Below are 18,640 nucleotides of genomic sequence, written 5' to 3' on the forward strand. Positions count from 1 at the left end.
CATCCAGAAGGATGTGCCATATCCACACTGGATGACGGCAGGCGCACACGACAAATGAGGCAACATGGGCAAGAAAAAGAAACCCGAACAGGGCGGCAATCTGATCGCCCAGAACAAGAAGGCACGCCACGAGTACCACATCGAGGAAACCTTCGAAGCGGGTCTGGTACTGGCAGGCTGGGAAGTGAAGGCGCTGCGCGCAGGCAAGGGCCAGCTGACCGATACCTATATCGTGATCAAGAATGCCGAAGCCTGGCTGCTAGGCTGCCACATCCACCCGCTGGAAACCGCCAACACCCACGCGGTGGCGGACCCGCAGCGCACGCGCAAGCTGCTGTTGCACAAGAAGCAGATCGCACGCATCTTCTCGCGCACCCAGGACAAGGGCCACACCTGTGTGCCGGTCAAGCTGTACTGGAAAAATGCGATCGTGAAGTGCGAGATCGCGCTGGTGGAAGGCAAGAAGCTGCACGACAAGCGCGCCACCGAGAAAGACCGTGACTGGAACCGTCAGAAGGCCCGTATCCTGCGCGACCGCTGAGGACAGCGTGAGGCAGCTCACACCAGCAAGCTACTGTCAGGTCAGAAATTTTCCTGAACGCTTGAACTGGCGTAGCACAGTCCCCACCTGTTATGATGAAGACGTAGCAACGCAGTAAAGTGGTAACACTGTTATGGGGGCGTTCTGGCATTCGACGCTGGTGGCAAACCCTGAGGTGCATGCCGAGATCGTAACGTATCTCGTAAATAAAACGTTGCAAATATATAGTCGCAAACGACGACAACTACGCTCTAGCTGCATAAGCTGCTCATGATACCGTTGCGCCTGTTCAAGGTGGATTGAGAACGAGCCCGTATAAACAGGATCGTCTTGGCCGACGTCTCTAAGGTCGAGATTAAAACTCAGAGAATCGCATTGCTGTAGCCTGTTCATTGGCGGCAGTAGTGTTAAATCAAATAATGAAACTAAGCATGTAGAGCCGAAGGCGGAGTGCCGGCGGACACGGGTTCGACTCCCGTCGCCTCCACCATATCCGTGACAGAAAGGCCTCCCTTCGGGGAGGCCTTTCTGTTTGTGGGCGATCAGTTCTGGCTGGGGCTTTCCTGTCAGAGGCAGAGCACTCTCTCAAGTCGCCCATCAAGCCGCCCTCTCAAGTCACCCCCCTCAGGCCTTCTCAGGGCCCGGCAGCGGCCACGCAGGCGCCACAGCGTCCGTCATGGCTACAGACTCGGGTTCAAGTCGCGCTGCCGCTCAGGCGCTCGCTGGTGCGGCGCACGCCGATCAGCAGCGGTGTGCCGGTGTCGGGGTCGGGGATCAGGCGGCACTCGACCCCATAGAGCTTGCGCACCAGCTCCGGCGTCACCACCTCGGCGGGCGCGCCTTCCGCGATCACGTGACCGGCGTGCATGGCCACGATGTGGTCGGCATAGCGGCAGGCGCTGGCCAGATCATGCACCACCATCACGATGGTCTTGCCCTCTTCATGAGCCAGACGCTGGATCAGCTCGAAGACCTCGATCTGGTGGCCGAGATCCAGCGCCGAGGTCGGCTCATCCAGCAGCAGCAAGGGTGTCTGCTGTGCCAGCGCCATGGCGATCCAGGCGCGCTGGCGCTGCCCACCGGACATCGAGGCAAGCTCACGGTCCGCCAGGCTCTCGATATCGGCGGCGGCCATCGCCTCGGCCACCAGCCGCTGATCCTCCTCAGACCACTGGCTCAGCGCGCCCTGATAGGGCTGGCGACCGAAACGCACCAGCTCATGCACCGTCACCCCCTCGGGCGAGTGTGTCTCCTGGGGCAGCAGCGCGATGCGCTGGGCCACTTCGCGCCGCTTGTAGGCGTGAATGTCCTTGCCCTCCAGCAGCACCGCGCCTGACTCAGGCAATTGCAGGCGAGCCAGCCCTGCCAGCAGTGTCGACTTGCCACAGCCGTTGGGCCCGACGATCGCCGTCACCTTGCCGTCGGGCAGCCCCAGGGTCAGCGAATCGATCACGGTGACATGGCGCTGGCGCGCGCCATAGCCCAGCGACAGCTCGTTCGCTCGCAGGGTATCGGTGGTGGCCGCGGCGTGGCGATCGGCCGGGGAATTCATCGCTCGCGGATCAAGCATCGTCTCAGCGCTCATGGCGCACTCTCCTGAAACATCATCGGCCGCTGGAACATCATCAGCCGCTGAAACATGTCGTGCGACGCTGAGTGGCCAGGGCTGGCCCTGGGCCGCTCAGCAGGAAAATAGGGGCAACGGCTAGCGCGGGCTGCGCAGCAGTATCCACAGCAGATAAGGGCTGCCGACCACGGCCATCACGATACCTACCGGGATTTCCAGTGGCGACAGCAGGGTGCGACCGGCGAGGTCTGCCAGCACCATCACCAGCGCACCGGCCAGCGCCGAGGCCAGCAGCGGCACGCCCTTGTGGCGCGACAGGTAGCGTGCGATCTCGGGGCCCACCAGCGCCACCATGCCTACCGGCCCGGCCACCGCGACAGCCGCCGCCGTCAGCACGACCGACAGCCACAGCGTGATCAGCCGTACACGCGAGACCGGCTGCCCCAGCCCGGTCGCGACGCGGTCGGTGAAGCGCAGCGTATTCAGCCCGCGCCCCAGCCAGAGCGCGATCGGCACGCCGATCAGCAAGGCCAGCCCGAGCCAGGTGAGCGAGTCGGCGTCACGCGCATTGAGGCTGCCGACCGTCCACGGATAGGCGCTGTTGGCGGCATCGATGGAGACTCTTGCCAGCATCAGCTGCGTTCCGGCACCGAACAGCGCCCCGACCCCGATACCGGCGACCAGGAAGCGATAACCGCGCGTGCCGATGCCGCCGGAGAGCCCGAAGGCCAGCGCAGTGGCGATCACGGCACCGCTCAGCGCCATCACCGGCGGCGCCAGCGAGATGCCCATTCCGACCACGGAGGCCACCGCGAAGGCGGTCGCGCCATTGTCGATGCCGATGATACCCGGCGTCGCCAGACGGTTGCCGGCCAGGGTCTGCATCAGACAGCCCGCCAGCGAGAAGGCAGCGCCCGTGGCGATGCCGGCCAGCAGGCGCGGCAGACGCAGCTCCTGCACCACGAAGACGGTGGCGAACTCGCCGTGCCCGAAGGCCGCCTTGAAGGCATCCCACGGCCCGAGGCCGGCACTGCCCAGCATCAGCGAGGCGACACTGGCCATCAGCAGCGCCAGCAGCAGTATTCCGGCCGCCAGCAATGGCGCACGCAACAGCAGCAGGGACAGCTTGCCATGTCGCCACCAGAGCGTGCCGGTAGGGGCCGAGCGAAGGGGATCAGGCGGTGAAGGTCTAGACATCATCGATTCCAAACAAGGCCCTGTCAGGACAACGCCTGACAGGGCCGGTCGATTCAAGCAATGAGGCGATGGCGCCGGCATGCGCGCCAGCCTGGCCTCCATCATCGTTCACGCCGCAAGCGCCAGAGGCACCAACTACTACAGGGTGGGCAGACGGCGAGCACGCACCACGGCAATCAGCACGGGCGCGCCCATCAGGGTCGTCAGCACCCCCAACGGCAGCTCCGAGGGCGGCACGACCAGCCGCGACACCACATCGGCGCTCAGCAGCATGGTCACGCCCAGCGGCAGGCACAGCCACAGCGTGCGCCGCACATCGGCGCCGCACAGCGCACGCGCCACATAGGGCACGGCGAGGCCGACAAAGGCCACCGGCCCTGCCAGGGCCGTCGCGGCACCGACCAGCAGCGCCACCACCAGGATCGCGACCTTGCGCACGCGCTTGGGATGATGGCCCAGGCCACTGGCGACCTGCTCACCCAGCACCATCGCGGAGAGCGGCCGCGCCAGCCACAGCGTCAGCAGCACCGCGAGCAGGATACTGGGCAGGCTGCTGTAAAGCGCCTCCAGCGAGCGCCCGGCCAGACTGCCGATCACCCAGAAGCGGATCTCGTCGGCCGCGCGTTGATCGACCAGCAAGGCCAGAGACGTCAGCGCCACCAGCAGGCTCGACAGCGCCGCGCCGGCCAGCACCAGGCGCACCGGGTCCTGACGTGCGCCGCTCATCCGCACGGTGCTCATCACAAACAGACAGCCCAGCAGCGCACCACTCTGCGCCACCATCACGTGCATGCCGGTCGCTTCCATCCCCAGCAACAACGCCACGGCCACGGCAAAGGAGGCCCCGGCACTCACGCCCAGCAAGCCCGGCTCCGCCAGCGGGTTGCGTGCCACCACCTGCATCAGGGCGCCGCCACAGGCGAGCATCATGCCGACCACCATGCCGATCAGGGTACGCGGCGCGCGCAGCTCGAGCACCACGAAGCGCGCCTGATCACTGCCCTGTCCGGCCAGCACCTGCAGCGCCTGCCAGGGGCCGACATCACCAGCCCCCCACAGCAGGCTGGCCAGACAGGTCAGCAGGGCACTCAGGCAGGCCAGCGGCATCACCTGACGCAACGCAAGACGCCCGGAGACCCTGCGGGTCATCCGGGCGGCATGTGCGCGTGGCCTGCGGACCTGTGGAGAGGTCTCTTCAGCCTGCATACCACCTCCCGCGTCGCGGTTGCGGGAGGTCCCCTGCCTGCGCAGGGGTCAAACGTCGTGCACCGACATGACTGCGACTAGCCATCATCGCGCGCCCGGTCGATATCCTTCAGCAGTGCTTCCGCGGCCAACGGGCCACTGGCGCTGGTCCACAGCTGGCCATTCACGCCGACCAGGCTGTCGCGGTCCGCTGTCTCGAGACGCTGGAAGGCCGGTTCTGCCGCCAAAGCGTCGACCGCGGCATCAGAGGAATCGTCCATGGTGGCGAGGAAGATGGTCTGCGCATCGATGCGTGCCATGTTCTCGTCGCTGAGCGGATCGGAATGCGGGCGACCCGGCTTGACCAGATCACCACCGACCAGCTCATAGCCGCTGGCCGCCATCAGGCCGGTCGCGAACAGCTGGTCGGACATCGCCATCAGGCCGCCCGGCATGCGACGCACCAGGCTGGCGGTTTCCGGGGTGGTCATCTCGGCCTTCAGACGCGCGGCGTGCGCGTCGATGGCAGCCAGACGTGTCTCGAGTTCCGCTTCGGCCGTCTCGCCCAGCGCCTCGGCATAGACACGACTCTGCTCCTTCCAGCCCTGCTGGCTCAGCGCCGAAGCGCTCGGCACGACGGTCGGCGCCAGACGCGACATCAGCTGGTACTGGGTCTTGTCGAGGCCCGGCGGTGCCAGGATCAGGTCCGGCTTGAGCGCGACGATCGCCTCGAGATTGAATTCACGCGGCGTGCCGATGATCTTGATGTCCGGCACCTGCGACTGGATATAGCTCGCCACGCCATCACCGCCACGCGTGGTCACGGTGCCCAGCGGCGTCACCTGACTGGCGACGGCCACATCCAGCGCGCCTTCGTACAGGGTGACGACACGCTGCGGCGTGCCTTCGATGTCCAGCTCACCGTAGGCCGTCTCGACACTGCGTGCCTCGGCAGACAGGGAAGCCCCCATCAGCGCTACCGCCAAGGTCGCCATCAGGCCCTGTTTGAACCATGCAGGCCGGGTCATGCCACGAGCAGTAAAAGCAGTCGACGAGACGGTCATGCAGTACTCCGAAATGAAGGAAATGATCTCGCACTCAAGCGAAGGCAGGCGTGATCCTGCGCAGGACGATACCGCAAGGCGGCCCCTGTGCGCATGACTATCACACCTGAACAGCGAATAATAATCAATCGCAACAATACCGACTCATCCTGTGACTCACCACACCAGTTCATGCAACGCGACATTGCAACATCCTGCGTGGCAGCAGGTCCCGCCTCTCCCCCGAGCAGCGCCTGAAGACCTTGAAGGTTGGCGGCGCCTGCCGCAGGCTGTGCGCAAGAATGTCTCTGGCGGAGCCCCGCAGGGGTTGGGATAGCACCAAGTGCCCCGATAACTGAGGGATGGACTCTCGCTCGGCGTGCGCGCAGGACGCGCGTGACGCCCCTTCAACATCTACCTGACAGATCCTCGCGTTATTGATGGGACGCTTGCGAGCCTCTGATGCACCTGCGGAGCCTGCTCTCACTCTCTACCCCGACGCCTCACACACTCACCGACATGGAGAAGCCATCTGTGGCGATTCCGACACCCCCGCACTCCCCTCCCACCCTTGCTGCCTCGCGCCAACCGGACTCATGGCGACCTGCCTGGCTGAGGTCCGCCCTGATGATGCTGTTGATGGTGTTGAGCCTCGGGTTCAGCAGCCTGTCCCATGCCGCCCCGGCCGAGGGCGGCAGCGGCGATGGCGCGACATCCTCCTACGAGAGTCTGGCCACGCTGCTGGAAGACCCCAGTCAGCGCGAGGCCCTGATCGAAGGCCTGCGACAGCTGGACAGCAAGGCGAGTGAACAAGCCGTCGAGGTGGCGGGAGAAGACGTCACCCTGAGCGAGGACTCGCCGTCATTGTCGCGCCAGCTGGCGGCCATCAGCCAGGACCTGGTCGCGGATCTTTCCGCCACGCTGGACCGCATGCTAGGCACCCTCGATGGTCTGGCCAACGAGGACGCCGACGAGATCGACTGGAGTCGCTTCACCGGCGAGGCCGTAAGCCTCGGGCTGGTCGTCATCTCGACCATCGCACTGTTCCTCGTGCTGCGCAGACTCGCCAAGCCGCTGTTCTCGCGCGTCAGCCAGTGGTCACTGGATGGCCAGCACCGCAGCCCGCTGCTGCGCACCCTGCTGGCAGTGCTGGTCGCGGCGGTGGTGGACATCGCGGTCATCGGTCTCGCCTTCCTCGGCGGCTATCTGCTCGCCATCTTCGCCTATGGCGAACAGGGCGTGATCGGTCAGCGCGAGTCGATGTTCCTGAACGCCTATCTGGTCATCGAGCTGTTCAAGGCCCTGATGCGCATGCTGTTCTCCTCCGGCTACAAGGGGCTGCGTCTGCTGCCGATGCCGGATGACGTGGCGCGGTACTGGAACCGCTCCCTGGCCATGCTGGCCGGCTTCATCGGCTACGGCATCCTGGTCGTGGTGCCGATGATCAACAACAACCTGGCGCCGGCCGTCGGCAGCTTCGTCAATCTGCTGATCATGGCCATCACCCTCGTCTGGGCCATCGTGGTGATCTCGCGCAATCGCATCATTCTGCGTGACCGCCTGCTCACTCAAGCCCGCGAGGCGCACAACGCGATCATCGCCGTGTGTCTGCGCATGTTGGCGCGCACCTGGCACCTGATCGCGCTGGCCTACTTCGCCACCCTGTTCATCATCTCGCAGACGACGCCTGAAGAGGCGCTGCCGTTCATGATGGGGGCGACGCTCAAGACGCTGCTCGCCATCGGCGGCGGTGCTCTGCTGTCGCGCGTGGTGACGCAGCTGATCGGCAAGCGCATCCAGATCTCCGACAAGCTGCGTGGTCAGCTGCCGCTGCTCGAGAAGCGCCTCAACTCCTACATCCCCACCGCGCTGCGCATCATGCGCGCCATCATCCTGATCGTGGTGGTCGGCATGGTGCTGAATGCCTGGCACATCGTGGCGCTCGGCGAGTGGCTGGCAACCGATGCCGGTGCCCTGCTGCTGTCGCGCATCTTCCATGTGCTGTTCATTCTCGCCTTCGCCATCGCAGTCTGGGTAGGCATCGCCAGCCTGATCGAGCACAAGCTCAATCCGGACACCGGCAAGGGCAAGCCGTCCTCGCGGGTGGAGACTCTGCTGGCGCTGTTCCGCAATGCCATTGCCATCGCGATGATCGTCTTCACCGCGATGATCGTGCTGTCCGAGATCGGCATCGACATCGCGCCGCTGCTGGCCGGTGCCGGGGTACTGGGTCTGGCGATCGGCTTCGGCGCCCAGAAGATGGTGCAGGACATCATCACCGGGGTGTTCATCCAGCTGGAGAACGCCATCAACACCGGCGATGTGGTCTCTGCCGGTGGCGTGACCGGTACCGCGGAACGCCTGACCATCCGCTCGGTGGGCATCCGTGACCTGTCCGGCACCTTCCATATCGTGCCGTTCTCGTCGGTGGATACCGTCTCCAACTACATGCGTGACTTCGCCTACCATGTCGGCGAATACGGCATCTCCTATCGCGAGAATGTCGACCACGCCATCGTGCACCTGCGTGCGGCCTTCGATGAGCTCGAGGCAGGCAGCTATGGTCCGGAGATTCTCGAGCCGGTCACCATCGCCGGCGTCTCGGCCCTGGCCGACAGCTCGGTCAACATCCGCGTGATGATCAAGACCAGCCCGGGCAACCAGTGGGCCATCGGCCGCGAGTACAACAAACTCGTGAAGCAGCACTTCGACGCCGCTGGCATCGAGATCCCGTTCCCGCACATGACCATGTACTTCGGTCAGGACAAGGACGGTGGTGCGCCGCCGGCCAACGTGCGCACCATGCAGGCGCCGTTCGTGATCGATGGCTCGGCCGCCGGTCAACCGAAGACCCCCGAGCAGCGCGAGGCAGCCGCCAAGGTCGCCAAGCGTCGCGAGGAGAATCCGCTGACGCGTCATGCCACCGAAGACGGCGAAGTCGTGGATGCCGAGGAACAGCGCATCCGTCAGACCACCCAACCGGATGCCGACGGCGACTGATCAAGCGCCTGCACTATCCCGACACGGCTGCCCCGACACGGCTGCCTGCGCAGGCAGCCGTCCTGAAACGAAAACGCCCCCGAGCCAGTGGCTCGGGGGCGTTTTCATGTGCGGGCATAAAACACTGCCTCACACCTCATACACGAGGCTGGCTCAGGAGCCGGTGCCCCACATGCTGGACAGCGAGCTCAGCAGCGTCGAGCTGACGCCTTCGCCGCCCATGTAGCTGAGCAGCACCGGCGCGAACTGGGAGACCATGCTGCTGTCCATGCCCAGCGCGGAGAAGGCGCTGTCCAGAGACGCGCTGTCATCGACATTGCCGACGGTGCTGGCCAATGCCGTGGCATTGTCGTTGCCGCTCAGGCTCGCCAGGCTGGAGAGCGTGGACAGCGAGCTGCTGCTGGTCAGGCTGGACAGCTGCGGCACGTCGGTGGACAGCTCGGAGGTCGCGCTGGTGCCAAGCTGGGACTGGGCCAGCGCCAGCATGGCAGCAGAGCCACCCAGCGCCTGAGTGGAGGACACACCCAGCTGGGAAGTCAGGCTGGACATCAGGTCGGCCGCCGGCAGGGACTGGCCTGTCTGGCTGCTCAGCATGCTGCTGGCGAGGCTCATCATGGAGCTGGACGAGCTGGAGGAGCTGGCGGCGTTGCTGGACGAGCTGTTACCGGTAGCGGCACAACCGGCCAGTGACACGGCCAGTACAGAGGCGCCCATCAGGGCCAGGGACTTATGCAACATGCAGACTCCATCATCGCTTGGGGAAACGGACCGGACTCGGCCCGTAGATGCACCACGTGCATGGGCGCATCCGACACGCAGAATCATCGCACGGAGGAATCGCTTCCAGCCAGCGCCACACGCTCACGCTCTGGCCGTGCAGGCCCGGACGCATCGTTGCCGGATCAGCAACGAGAAATCCGGCACCGGCCATGCCCACGCCAGCATGCACCCACCGACATCTCACGGCGGCGTGCTGACAGGGCGAAAGCCTGGGCGAGAATGCCCTCAGCGCCCGTCATGCGGGCAAAAAGAAGGGCATCCCGTCACACAGCGTGTGAACGTGGATACCCCGGAGAGAAACCTGCATCACCGGCCGACAGCGCGACCGGTGCAATTGGGCAATACCTTTCATCAAACAAGGAAACATCGTGCAAGCCGCCGAGTGTCTTGTCCGCCAGCCCTCATGACGCCTGTCATGCCTTAGTTGGCACTCGGGGGTTGGCACCAGGCGGCTGTAGCTCGACGGTTGACTGACACTCGGCGGCCGCCCCTCAGGCGTTGTCCTTGCTCGGCTGCGGCAGGGCCGGCAGTGAGCGATCCAGCAGCTCGACGCTCTGACGGTAGTAGAGCTGACTCTTGTTGTGCTCGCCCAGGTTGGCGAACAGACGCGCGAGTTCAGCACACACCGTACCGCTCGGACGCTGGCGCTGGCTAGCCTCGAAGTACTCCTGAGCCTTGCCCCAGCTGGCGTTGCGCAGTGCCAGACGGCCCAGCGACAGCAGCAGGTCCGGATCATTCGGACGCTCCTGCAGCCACTTCTCGGCATACACCAGCTGACGCGGTGCATCCACGTCCAGCAGGCCGTAACGCAGCACCAGACGCGAATCCCAGCACTCCTTGAGGGAGTGACGCAGCAGACGCTCGGCCAGACCTTCCTGACCACCGGCGATCAGCGCCTCGGCGTAGAGCGCGACCAGATTCACGTCGGTACGCAGGTGGTCCGGCATGTCGGCCCACAGGTTGCGCACGCGCTCGATGTCTTCCGGATTGCGCGCGGCCTGCTGGATCAGCGCCACATAGGCACGCTGTTCCAGCTCCTTCTTCTCCTCGGGGGAGATGAGGTCCTGCTTGTCGAGACGCGGCATCAGACGACGCAGACCATCCCAGTCATTGACCGCCAGATAGGCCTGCTTGAGCAGCTTGAGCACCTGCGGGTGCTCGCCCAGCTGCTTGTCGAGACGCGTCAGGGTCGCCAGCGCCTGTTCATGCTGCTGGCGGTCCAGCATCAGCTGCGCCTGCACCAGACCCACGGCACTCTCGGAGCCCTGGGTGGACTCGTGCGCCCGCTTGAGCAGCGTATCCGCCTGCTCGAAACGCCCCTGATAGTGCGCGGCCAGGGCGGCGGACAGGTAGTTGACCAGCGGCGTGCTGGAATCTTCCGCTGAGTGAGTCAGCGACTTCTCGGCCCTCTTCCAGCGGCCTTCGGCCAGCGCCACCAGACCCCGTACGGTCTTGCGCGTGGCATTGCGGTGACGCGTACGGCTGTTCCACACCTTGAGGCGGGAGAACGGATGCGCGAAGCGCGACAGCAGGCGCAGACCGAAGTGCAGCACCACGAAGCCCGCGAACAGCAGGATCAAGCCGAACCAGAAGGAGGTCTGGACCGAGGTATCGCCGACGCGAATCAGCCAGTAGCCCGGGAAGGCCTGCATCAGTTGCCCGAACAGGGCACCGATGGCCAGCCCGATGATGATCAGCAGTATCAGGACTCTCATGCGTTGCCACCCCCTTGCTGGGCGCGACGCTCGATCAGCTCACGCAGCTTGCTCAGAGAGGCGGAGATGTCAGGCAGCTCCGGACGGATGGTCTTGCTCTTGAGCTCTTCCAGCTTGGCGACGGCATTCTGCACGCCATCGGTCTTGGTGTCGTAGTAGCCATTGACCAGCGTGATGGCCTTGTCGATGGCGGCCTGGTAGAGCTTCGGCTCCTCCTTGAGCAGCGCCAGCTGCGCCTGCTCCAGCACCAGACGCACGTTCTGACGCAGGTAGGATTCCTGCTCCGGCGTGATCAGGGCTTCCAGTGCCTCGTCATGACGACGCACGGTGACCAGGTCCTTCAGCTCGTTGCCGAAGCGGGCCAGCTGCTGCTGCCAACCGCCTGTCGGCGCCGCGTCGTTCTCGACCTTGGCGGCGATCTCGGCCACGTCCTGCTTGAGCGGCAGACGCGCCAGCTGTTCCTGCTCGGCGAGCAGCGCCAGATAGATACCGCTGCGATCGACGCGCGGCACGCTGTCCAGGCTGGCCAGCTCGGACTGGATGGCCTTGCGCACCGGCAGCAGCGCCGGATTGTTGGCCGCCGCGATACGCGCATCGGCGTTCTCGAGCAGCGCATCGGCACCGTTCACGTCACGTTCCAGCTGCAGACGCTGGTTGGCGAGGCGCAGCAGGTACTCGGCTTCCGCATAGTGCCAGTCACGCGCGTCGGTCTGCTGGGACTTGCTGAGCTCCTCGAGCACCTTGTTGAGGGCCTGCTCGGTGTCCTGGCTCTCGCTGGACAGGCGCTTGTCGAGCTCGCTGACGCGGGATTCATTCTTCTCCAGCGTGCTCGACAGGCCATCGACCTTGCTGGAGACCTGGCCGACCTGCTGGGTCACGCTCTCGCTGACCTGCTTGTCGAGGCCCTGGGCATCCGGCAGCGCGTTCAGACGCTGCCAGCCGAACCACGCCAGCACCGCGACCACGATGGCCAGCAAGATGACGAGAATCAGCGCGATGCTGCCGGCCTTGCTCTTCTTGCCCTGCGGCTCGCCGGGCGGCGGTGTGCCGGGTGCCGTCGTGCCACCCAGGCCTGCACCACCAGCGCCACTCGCGCTGGCCGTCTTGCCAGCCGGCGTGGAGGGCTTGCCGGGAGTCGCCTTGCTGGAAGAGGCCTTGCCAGCACTCGGCTTGGCGGCAGACGCCTCCTTGGCGGGTTCGCTACGCTCCGGAAGCGGCGATTTTGCGCCGGAAGGCGTCGATGCGTTGTCGTCTGAAGTCTGGCTCACGGGCGTGGACTCACTGGCAGTGGAGGATGAGGTTGAAGAGGAGGAGCTGCCCTGCCCCTTGCCACGCCCACGACGATTGCGCCCACCTCGCGAGCGGCGCTCGCGCGGGGCATCAGCCGTGTCGGATGACGAGGAAGAGGACGAACGGGAGGCCTCGGCGCCAGGGCGGCCAGAGGCAGTGTCATCGGCGGAAACGCCGGAAGCGGAAGAAGCATCTGATGCGCGAGCGGCAGCATCCTTGTCGCCCGACTTGCCGGGCGTCATGCCGGCAGAGCCGTTATCTTCCTGATCGTGTTCTCGGTTGCTCATCTACGCTTGCCCTTTTCCGGATTCTTGGGAATCGATGGCCTCACGCGGACCAGGCGCAGTGGCGCCGGTCACTGCATGGCGAGTCTTGCTGATGGGGGCGCAGGCGCGAAGTACTGCCTGCGTCAGGGCCCCGGGTGAAGCGTCCTCGGCGACCGTCACGCGCTCGAAACCATGAGCGTGTGCCAGTGTAGCCAAACGGTGGCTCGACACGATTAGCGGTTGGTGCAAGGCCTGCGGCGTCACCGATGCCATCACCGTCTCGAGCAGTTCATTGCTGGTCACCACCATTGCATCATACGCGCCCGCCGCCAGACGGCCAGCCTGTTGCGGCGACAAAGCCAACGGAAGGCGTCGATAAAGTGCCAGACGCGTGACCTGAGCGCCCCGTGCCACCAGCGTCTCTTCCAGCAGCGGACGCCCGCCTTCCCCGGCCACCAGCAACCAGCGCTGACCCGCAAGCGTCCTGAGCGATGGCAGCGACAGCAAGGCTTCGCTGGTGGTGCCGACCGGCGCATCGCGCTCGGCATGCTCACCGCGCGTGGCGCGCGGCGGGACACGCACCGGCACCCCCAGCCGCGAATGCAGCACTTCGGCCGTGGCCGCGCCGACGGCATAGAAGCTGACGCCTTCAGGCAGCTGTGGCCACCACTCCTCCAGCCAATCGGCCAGATAGCCGGCGGCCTGGGGCGAGATCACGATCACGCCGCGATACAGATCGACATCGATGATCGCCTGACGCGCGGCGGGTTCCAGCGGCAAGGCCTCGAGCGCCATCAGCTTGAGGCACTCCACCTCGCAGCCCGCCTCACTCAGCATCGCATCGAGAACCGCTCCGCGCGAGCCCGGCCGCGTCGTCAACACCTCAAGACGCGACGCCTTTGCCATCGCTGACACCTCAGCCACGAGCGTCGCCGTAGACCGCCGCCAGAATCTCGCCGGCACCCTGGGAGAGCAGGTCTTCCGCGACGGCGACGCCCAGCGCTTCCGGGGCATCGGACGGACCACGCGCTTCGGCGCGCAGGATGACCGTCCCGTCGGGGTTGCCGACCAGCGCACGCAGCCACAGCTGGCTGCCGCCTTCCTCGAGCACGGCATAGCCGCCGATCGGCACCTGACAGCCACCTTCCAGGTGCGTGTTCATGGCGCGCTCGGCCAGCACGCAACGGCTGGAGTCTTCATGGGCCAGCGGCTCGAGCAGCGCAAGAATCTCCTCGTCCTGCAGGTTGCACTCGATGCCGAGCGCACCCTGACCACAGGCTGGCAGGCAGGTCTCGGCGTCCATCTCGGCGGTGATGCGCGCATCCAGCTCGAGGCGCTGCAGGCCGGAAGTGGCCAGGATGATGGCATCGAACTCGCCGGCATCCAGCTTGCCAAGACGCGTCTGGACATTGCCGCGCAGGCTCAGCACTTCCAGGTCCGGGCGTGCCGCCTTGGCCTGCAGACCACGGCGCAGGCTGGAGGTGCCCAGGCGCGCGCCCTGCGGCAGGGCATCGAAGTTGGCACAGGTGTTGGACACGAAGGCGTCGGTCGGGGCGTGACGCTCGAGAATCACCGCCAGTCCCAGCGACTCCGGGAAGTGCATCGGCACGTCCTTCATGGAGTGCACGGCGATATCGGCGCGCCCGTCGAGCATCGCCTCTTCCAGCTCCTTCACGAACAGCCCCTTGCCGCCGATCTTGGCCAGCGGGGTATCGAGAATCTTGTCACCACGCGTCGACATCGGCACCAGCTCGACGCTCAAGCCAGGATGCAGGGCCTCGAGTCGCGCCTTGACGTGTTCGGCCTGCCACAGGGCGAGCAGGCTCTTGCGGGTCGCGATACGCAGAATCTCACGGCGGGGCACGGCATTCTCCTTGCTGGCGCGCAACGCACGCCATCTGATTCGAAGTTGTTGAGCAAACCTGACTGACGAACAGCGCTGCCCTCTGATGACACTTATCATAAAGCCAGTCACCTCAGGGGGAAAATCCGTGGCACGCTTTCCTGCGATCCGCCGGACTGGCCGCGGCCCCTCGCCCACGCGCAGGAGTCTGGTACACTCCAAGGTCAACGATACCGGCTGCGCGACCGTGCACCGGACGCCGAACTCTGGACACGTCACCACAATTCGAGATCCCGATGAGCGAATCTACCAATCAGTCCTGGGGCGGCCGCTTCAGCGAGCCGACCGATGCCTTCGTGGCACGTTTCACCGCCTCCGTCGATTTTGATCAGCGCATGGCGCAGCACGACATCCAGGGCTCCATCGCCCACGCCACCATGCTGGCCGGTGTCGGCGTGCTGAGCGAAGAAGAATGCGACGTCATCATCGCGGGACTGAAGGAAATCAGCGAAGAGATCGCGCGGGGCGAATTCGAGTGGTCCGTGGCACTGGAAGACGTGCACATGAACATCGAGGCACGCCTGACCGCCAAGATCGGCATCACCGGCAAGAAGCTGCACACCGGCCGTTCACGCAACGACCAGGTCGCCACCGACATCCGCCTCTATCTGCGTGACGAGATCGACGCCATCGACGCCGAACTGACGCGTCTGCGCGAAGGCATGCTGGGGCTGGCCGAGCAGGAAGCCGACACCATCATGCCGGGCTTCACTCACCTGCAGAGCGCCCAGCCGGTCACCTTCGGCCACCACCTGCTGGCCTGGCAGGAAATGGTCGCCCGCGACCAGGACCGCCTGCGTGACTGCCGCGTGCGCATGAACGTGCTGCCGCTTGGCGCCGCGGCGCTGGCCGGCACCACCTTCCCCATCGACCGTCACGTCACCAGCGAGCTGCTCGGCTTCGACCGTCCGACCGAGAACAGCCTCGATTCGGTCAGCGACCGTGACTTCGCCATCGAATTCACCAGCTTCGCCAGCCTGCTGATGATGCACCTGTCACGCATGAGCGAAGAGCTGGTGCTGTGGACCAGCGCCCAGTTCGACTTCATCGACCTGCCGGACCGCTTCTGCACCGGCTCCTCCATCATGCCGCAGAAGAAGAACCCGGACGTGCCGGAGCTGGTGCGCGGCAAGACCGGCCGTGTCTATGGCCACCTGATGAGCCTGCTGACCCTGATGAAGTCCCAGCCGCTGGCGTACAACAAGGACAATCAGGAAGACAAGGAGCCGCTGTTCGATACCATCGATACCGTGCGCGGCAGCCTGCGTGCCTTCGCCGACATGATTCCGGCGATCCGCGCCAAGTCCGACAACATGTACGCCTCGGCCAGCAAGGGCTTCGCCACCGCGACTGACCTGGCGGATTACCTGGTGCGCAAGGGTGTCGCCTTCCGTGATGCCCACGAGATCGTCGGCAAGTCCGTCGCCTTCGGCATCGAGCAGCAGCGCGACCTGTCCGAGATGACCCTGGCAGAGCTCCAGCAGTTCTCCGACACCATCGAGCAGGACGTCTTCGACGTGCTGACGCTGGAAGGCTCCGTCGCGGCGCGCAATCACATCGGTGGCACCGCGCCGAACCAGGTCCGCGCTGCCGTGCAGCGTGCGCGTGACGCCCTGGCCTCGCGCGCCTGATCATCCTCTTTCGGGCCTGGTCGCCAGCCATGGCAACCGGGCCCGCATCGCTCTATCGCTTGCTACCAGGAGGCCGCCCGATGCGTCATCTGATGAGCCAGTCCGCCCGTCATACCCTTCGCACCCTCGCGGCGCTGCTGCTGGGTGCTGGCCTGCTGGCCGGCTGCGGCCAGAAAGGCCCGCTCTATCTGCCGGCGGACGCCGATGCCGGTGGTCAGCGTGCCGAAGCTCCCGCGCCGGCCGCTGACGCCTCCGAGACAGAGAGCACCGCCGCTGCCGAGACTTCCGGCAGCGACGCCTGAGCCCCCTTATTCATCTCCGGCGGGTGATGCCCGCCGGCGCGACATCTTGCAGGCCGGATCATGGATCACTTCGTTTATCAGGATGGCGTGCTGCACGCCGAAGACGTCTCGCTCGCCACGCTGGCCGAGCAGTTCGGCACGCCGTGCTACGTCTACAGCCGTGCCACGCTCGAGCGCCACTTCAAGGCCTATCAGGATGCGCTGGGCGACCACCCGCATCTCATCTGCTATGCCGTGAAGGCCAATTCCAACCTGGCGGTGCTCAATGTGCTGGCACGTCTGGGCGCCGGCTTCGACATCGTCTCCGCCGGTGAGCTGGAGCGCGTCATCAAGGCCGGCGGCGACCCCGCCAAGGTGGTCTTCTCCGGCGTCGCCAAGCAGGCCGGCGAGATGGAGCGTGCGCTGGAGCTGGGCATCAAGTGCTTCAACGTCGAGTCGCTGCCGGAGCTTGAGCGCCTCAACGCCGTCGCCGGCCGTCTCGGACGCGTCGCACCGGTGTCGCTGCGCATCAATCCCGACGTCGATGCCGGCACTCACCCGTACATCTCTACTGGCCTCAAGGCCAACAAGTTCGGCATTCCGGTCGAACAGGCGCTGGAGGTCTACGAGATCGCCAACGCCATGGAGCACGTGCAGGTGGTCGGTGCCGACTGCCATATCGGCTCCCAGCTGACCGAGCTGGCGCCCTTCCTCGATTCCCTCGAACGCCTGCTGGTCCTGCTGGATCGCCTGCGTGAACGCGGCATCGTCATCGAGCACCTCGATCTCGGCGGCGGCCTCGGCGTGCCCTACCAGAACGAGACTCCGCCGGAGCCCTTCGCCTACGCCAGCGCCCTACTGGAGCGCCTGGCCCGCTATGAGCACGGCAGCGAGATGACGCTGCTGTTCGAACCGGGCCGCTCCATCGCCGCCAACGCCGGCGTGCTGCTGACCCGCGTCGAATACCTCAAGCCCGGTGAAGAGAAGAACTTCGCCATCATCGATGCCGGCATGAATGACCTGATCCGTCCGTCGCTGTATCAGGCGTGGCAGAACATCGTCACCGTCGACACGCGCGAGACGCGCAAGTCCGCCAGCTACGATGTGGTCGGCCCGGTCTGCGAGACCGGTGACTTCCTCGGCAAGGACCGCGAACTGGCCATCGCGCCGGGCGACCTGCTCGCCGTGCGCTCTTCCGGTGCCTACGGCTTCGTGATGGCCTCGAGCTACAACAGCCGCTGCCGTCCTGCCGAGGTGATGGTCGATGGCCCCGAGATGCACCTGGTGCGTCGTCGCGAGCGCCTCGAAGAACTGTGGACCGGTGAGCAACTGCTGCCGGAAGGTGATGCCTGATGCTGGTGAACTTCACCAAGATGCACGGACTGGGCAATGACTTCATGGTCATTGACCTGATCTCGCAGCGCAGTCGCCTGCGCGATGCCGATATCCGCCGTCTGGCGGACCGCAACTTCGGCATCGGCTTCGACCAGCTGCTGGTGGTCGAGCCGCCCCGCGACCCGGACATGGACTTCCGCTATCGCATCTACAATGCCGATGGCAGTGAAGTCGAGAACTGCGGCAACGGGGCGCGCTGCTTCGCGCGCTTCGTGCGTGAACAGCGCCTGACCACCAAGCGCGAGATTCGCGTCGAGACGGCCGGCGGCCCGCTGACCCTGGTCGTGGCCGAGGATGGTCGTGTGCGCGTCGACATGGGCGCGCCGCGCTTCGCCCCCGCCGCGCTGCCCTTCGAGGCCGAGGCCGACCTGCCGGTGCATACCCTGGACGTCGACGGCGAGACGCTGGAAATCGGCGTCGTCTCGATGGGCAACCCCCACGCGGTGCTGCTGGTCGACAGTGTCGAGCAGGCCCCGGTACTGACGCTGGGCCCGCGGATCGAAGCGCATCCGCGCTTCGCCAAGCGCGTCAATGCCGGCTTCCTCGAGGTCGTCTCGCCGCACGAAGCGCGCCTGCGTGTCTTCGAGCGCGGTGTCGGCGAGACGCTGGCCTGTGGCACCGGCGCCTGTGCGGCGGTCGCGTCCGGCATTCGCCGTGGCCTGCTGGCAAGCCCGGTCAATGTCACGCTGCCCGGCGGCACCCTGAGCATCGAATGGGCTGGCGACGGCCAGCCGGTATTCATGACCGGCCCCGCCGAGACCGTCTTCGAAGGCCGCATCATCCTGTAGATCGCCAGCCCCAGCCGAGGGACGCTGCCGGAAACATGGCCGACGGCGTCCCGCTGCC

The 18,640-nt window shown here is 65.6% G+C and carries 15 protein-coding genes and 1 other RNA gene; 7 read left to right on the plus strand and 9 right to left on the minus strand.

Annotated features, from left to right (window positions below; all coding sequences use genetic code 11):
- The first annotated feature begins 64 nt into the window (after positions 1-64).
- Together smpB and ssrA are read left to right on the plus strand one after the other, a co-directional pair.
- A complete protein-coding gene (gene smpB, locus QD208_RS12410) occupies positions 65-541 on the plus strand; it encodes an SsrA-binding protein SmpB (RefSeq protein WP_043333345.1) in 477 nt (158 codons plus the stop codon).
- A 135-nt stretch (positions 542-676) separates the two neighbouring features.
- Positions 677-1,031, plus strand: a transfer-messenger RNA (tmRNA) gene (gene ssrA / locus QD208_RS12415).
- A gap of 204 nt (positions 1,032-1,235) precedes the next feature.
- Here the strand turns inward: ssrA and QD208_RS12420 are convergent.
- The 4 genes from QD208_RS12420 to QD208_RS12435 form a co-directional block, all read right to left on the minus strand.
- A complete protein-coding gene (locus QD208_RS12420; protein WP_052384524.1) occupies positions 1,236-2,093 on the minus strand; it encodes an ABC transporter ATP-binding protein in 858 nt (285 codons plus the stop codon).
- Positions 2,094-2,246: 153 nt separating this feature from the next.
- Positions 2,247-3,305 carry an iron ABC transporter permease gene (locus QD208_RS12425; protein WP_279836974.1) on the minus strand — a complete coding sequence of 353 codons (1,059 nt, stop codon included), beginning with the start codon at positions 3,303-3,305 and terminating at the stop codon, positions 2,247-2,249.
- A 138-nt stretch (positions 3,306-3,443) separates the two neighbouring features.
- Positions 3,444-4,412, minus strand: coding sequence for an iron ABC transporter permease (locus tag QD208_RS12430; RefSeq protein WP_279837000.1), 969 nt, complete (start codon positions 4,410-4,412; stop codon positions 3,444-3,446).
- A gap of 176 nt (positions 4,413-4,588) precedes the next feature.
- Complete coding sequence (locus QD208_RS12435; protein ID WP_234368067.1) at positions 4,589-5,554, minus strand: ABC transporter substrate-binding protein; 966 nt, start codon at positions 5,552-5,554, stop codon at positions 4,589-4,591.
- Positions 5,555-6,160: 606 nt separating this feature from the next.
- Here QD208_RS12435 and QD208_RS12440 point away from each other — a divergent pair.
- The gene (locus QD208_RS12440; RefSeq protein ID WP_279836976.1) at positions 6,161-8,533 is read left to right on the plus strand and encodes a mechanosensitive ion channel domain-containing protein; all 2,373 of its coding nucleotides are present in this window, start codon (positions 6,161-6,163) and stop codon (positions 8,531-8,533) included.
- Between the two features lie 153 nt (positions 8,534-8,686).
- Here QD208_RS12440 and QD208_RS12445 read toward each other — a convergent pair whose 3' ends face one another.
- The 5 genes from QD208_RS12445 to hemC form a co-directional block, all read right to left on the minus strand.
- Complete coding sequence (locus QD208_RS12445; protein WP_159055812.1) at positions 8,687-9,271, minus strand: DUF2780 domain-containing protein; 585 nt, start codon at positions 9,269-9,271, stop codon at positions 8,687-8,689.
- Between the two features lie 533 nt (positions 9,272-9,804).
- The gene (locus tag QD208_RS12450; RefSeq protein ID WP_043333341.1) at positions 9,805-11,028 is read right to left on the minus strand and encodes a heme biosynthesis HemY N-terminal domain-containing protein; all 1,224 of its coding nucleotides are present in this window, start codon (positions 11,026-11,028) and stop codon (positions 9,805-9,807) included.
- Entirely contained in the window at positions 11,025-12,605 is a 1,581-nt protein-coding gene (locus tag QD208_RS12455) for a uroporphyrinogen-III C-methyltransferase (protein WP_279836977.1), read from the minus strand. The genes QD208_RS12450 and QD208_RS12455 overlap by 4 nt, the downstream gene beginning before the upstream one ends.
- Positions 12,606-13,490: a uroporphyrinogen-III synthase gene (locus QD208_RS12460; protein ID WP_279836978.1), complete on the minus strand. Its 885-nt coding sequence runs from the start codon at positions 13,488-13,490 to the stop codon at positions 12,606-12,608. It abuts the gene before it with no gap.
- A gap of 10 nt (positions 13,491-13,500) precedes the next feature.
- Positions 13,501-14,448: a hydroxymethylbilane synthase gene (gene hemC / locus QD208_RS12465; protein ID WP_043333340.1), complete on the minus strand. Its 948-nt coding sequence runs from the start codon at positions 14,446-14,448 to the stop codon at positions 13,501-13,503.
- A gap of 275 nt (positions 14,449-14,723) precedes the next feature.
- Between hemC and argH the strand changes: the two genes are divergently transcribed.
- The 4 genes from argH (at position 14,724) to dapF (ending at position 18,582) form a co-directional block, all read left to right on the plus strand.
- A complete protein-coding gene (gene argH / locus QD208_RS12470) occupies positions 14,724-16,118 on the plus strand; it encodes an argininosuccinate lyase (RefSeq protein ID WP_279836979.1) in 1,395 nt (464 codons plus the stop codon).
- Positions 16,119-16,198: 80 nt separating this feature from the next.
- Positions 16,199-16,420 (plus strand): lipoprotein, encoded by a 222-nt coding sequence (locus tag QD208_RS12475; RefSeq protein ID WP_240548660.1) that lies wholly within the window; start codon positions 16,199-16,201, stop codon positions 16,418-16,420.
- A gap of 60 nt (positions 16,421-16,480) precedes the next feature.
- A complete protein-coding gene (gene lysA / locus QD208_RS12480; RefSeq protein WP_043333334.1) occupies positions 16,481-17,752 on the plus strand; it encodes a diaminopimelate decarboxylase in 1,272 nt (423 codons plus the stop codon).
- On the plus strand, positions 17,752-18,582 hold the full coding sequence (dapF, locus tag QD208_RS12485; RefSeq protein ID WP_215823692.1) for a diaminopimelate epimerase: 831 nt from the start codon (positions 17,752-17,754) through the stop codon (positions 18,580-18,582). Before lysA ends, dapF begins: the two co-directional genes overlap by 1 nt.
- Positions 18,583-18,640: the final 58 nt, after the last annotated feature.

This window comes from Cobetia sp. 29-18-1 (assembly GCF_029846405.1).
In the GTDB taxonomy this organism is placed as follows: Bacteria; Pseudomonadota; Gammaproteobacteria; order Pseudomonadales; family Halomonadaceae; genus Cobetia; species Cobetia amphilecti.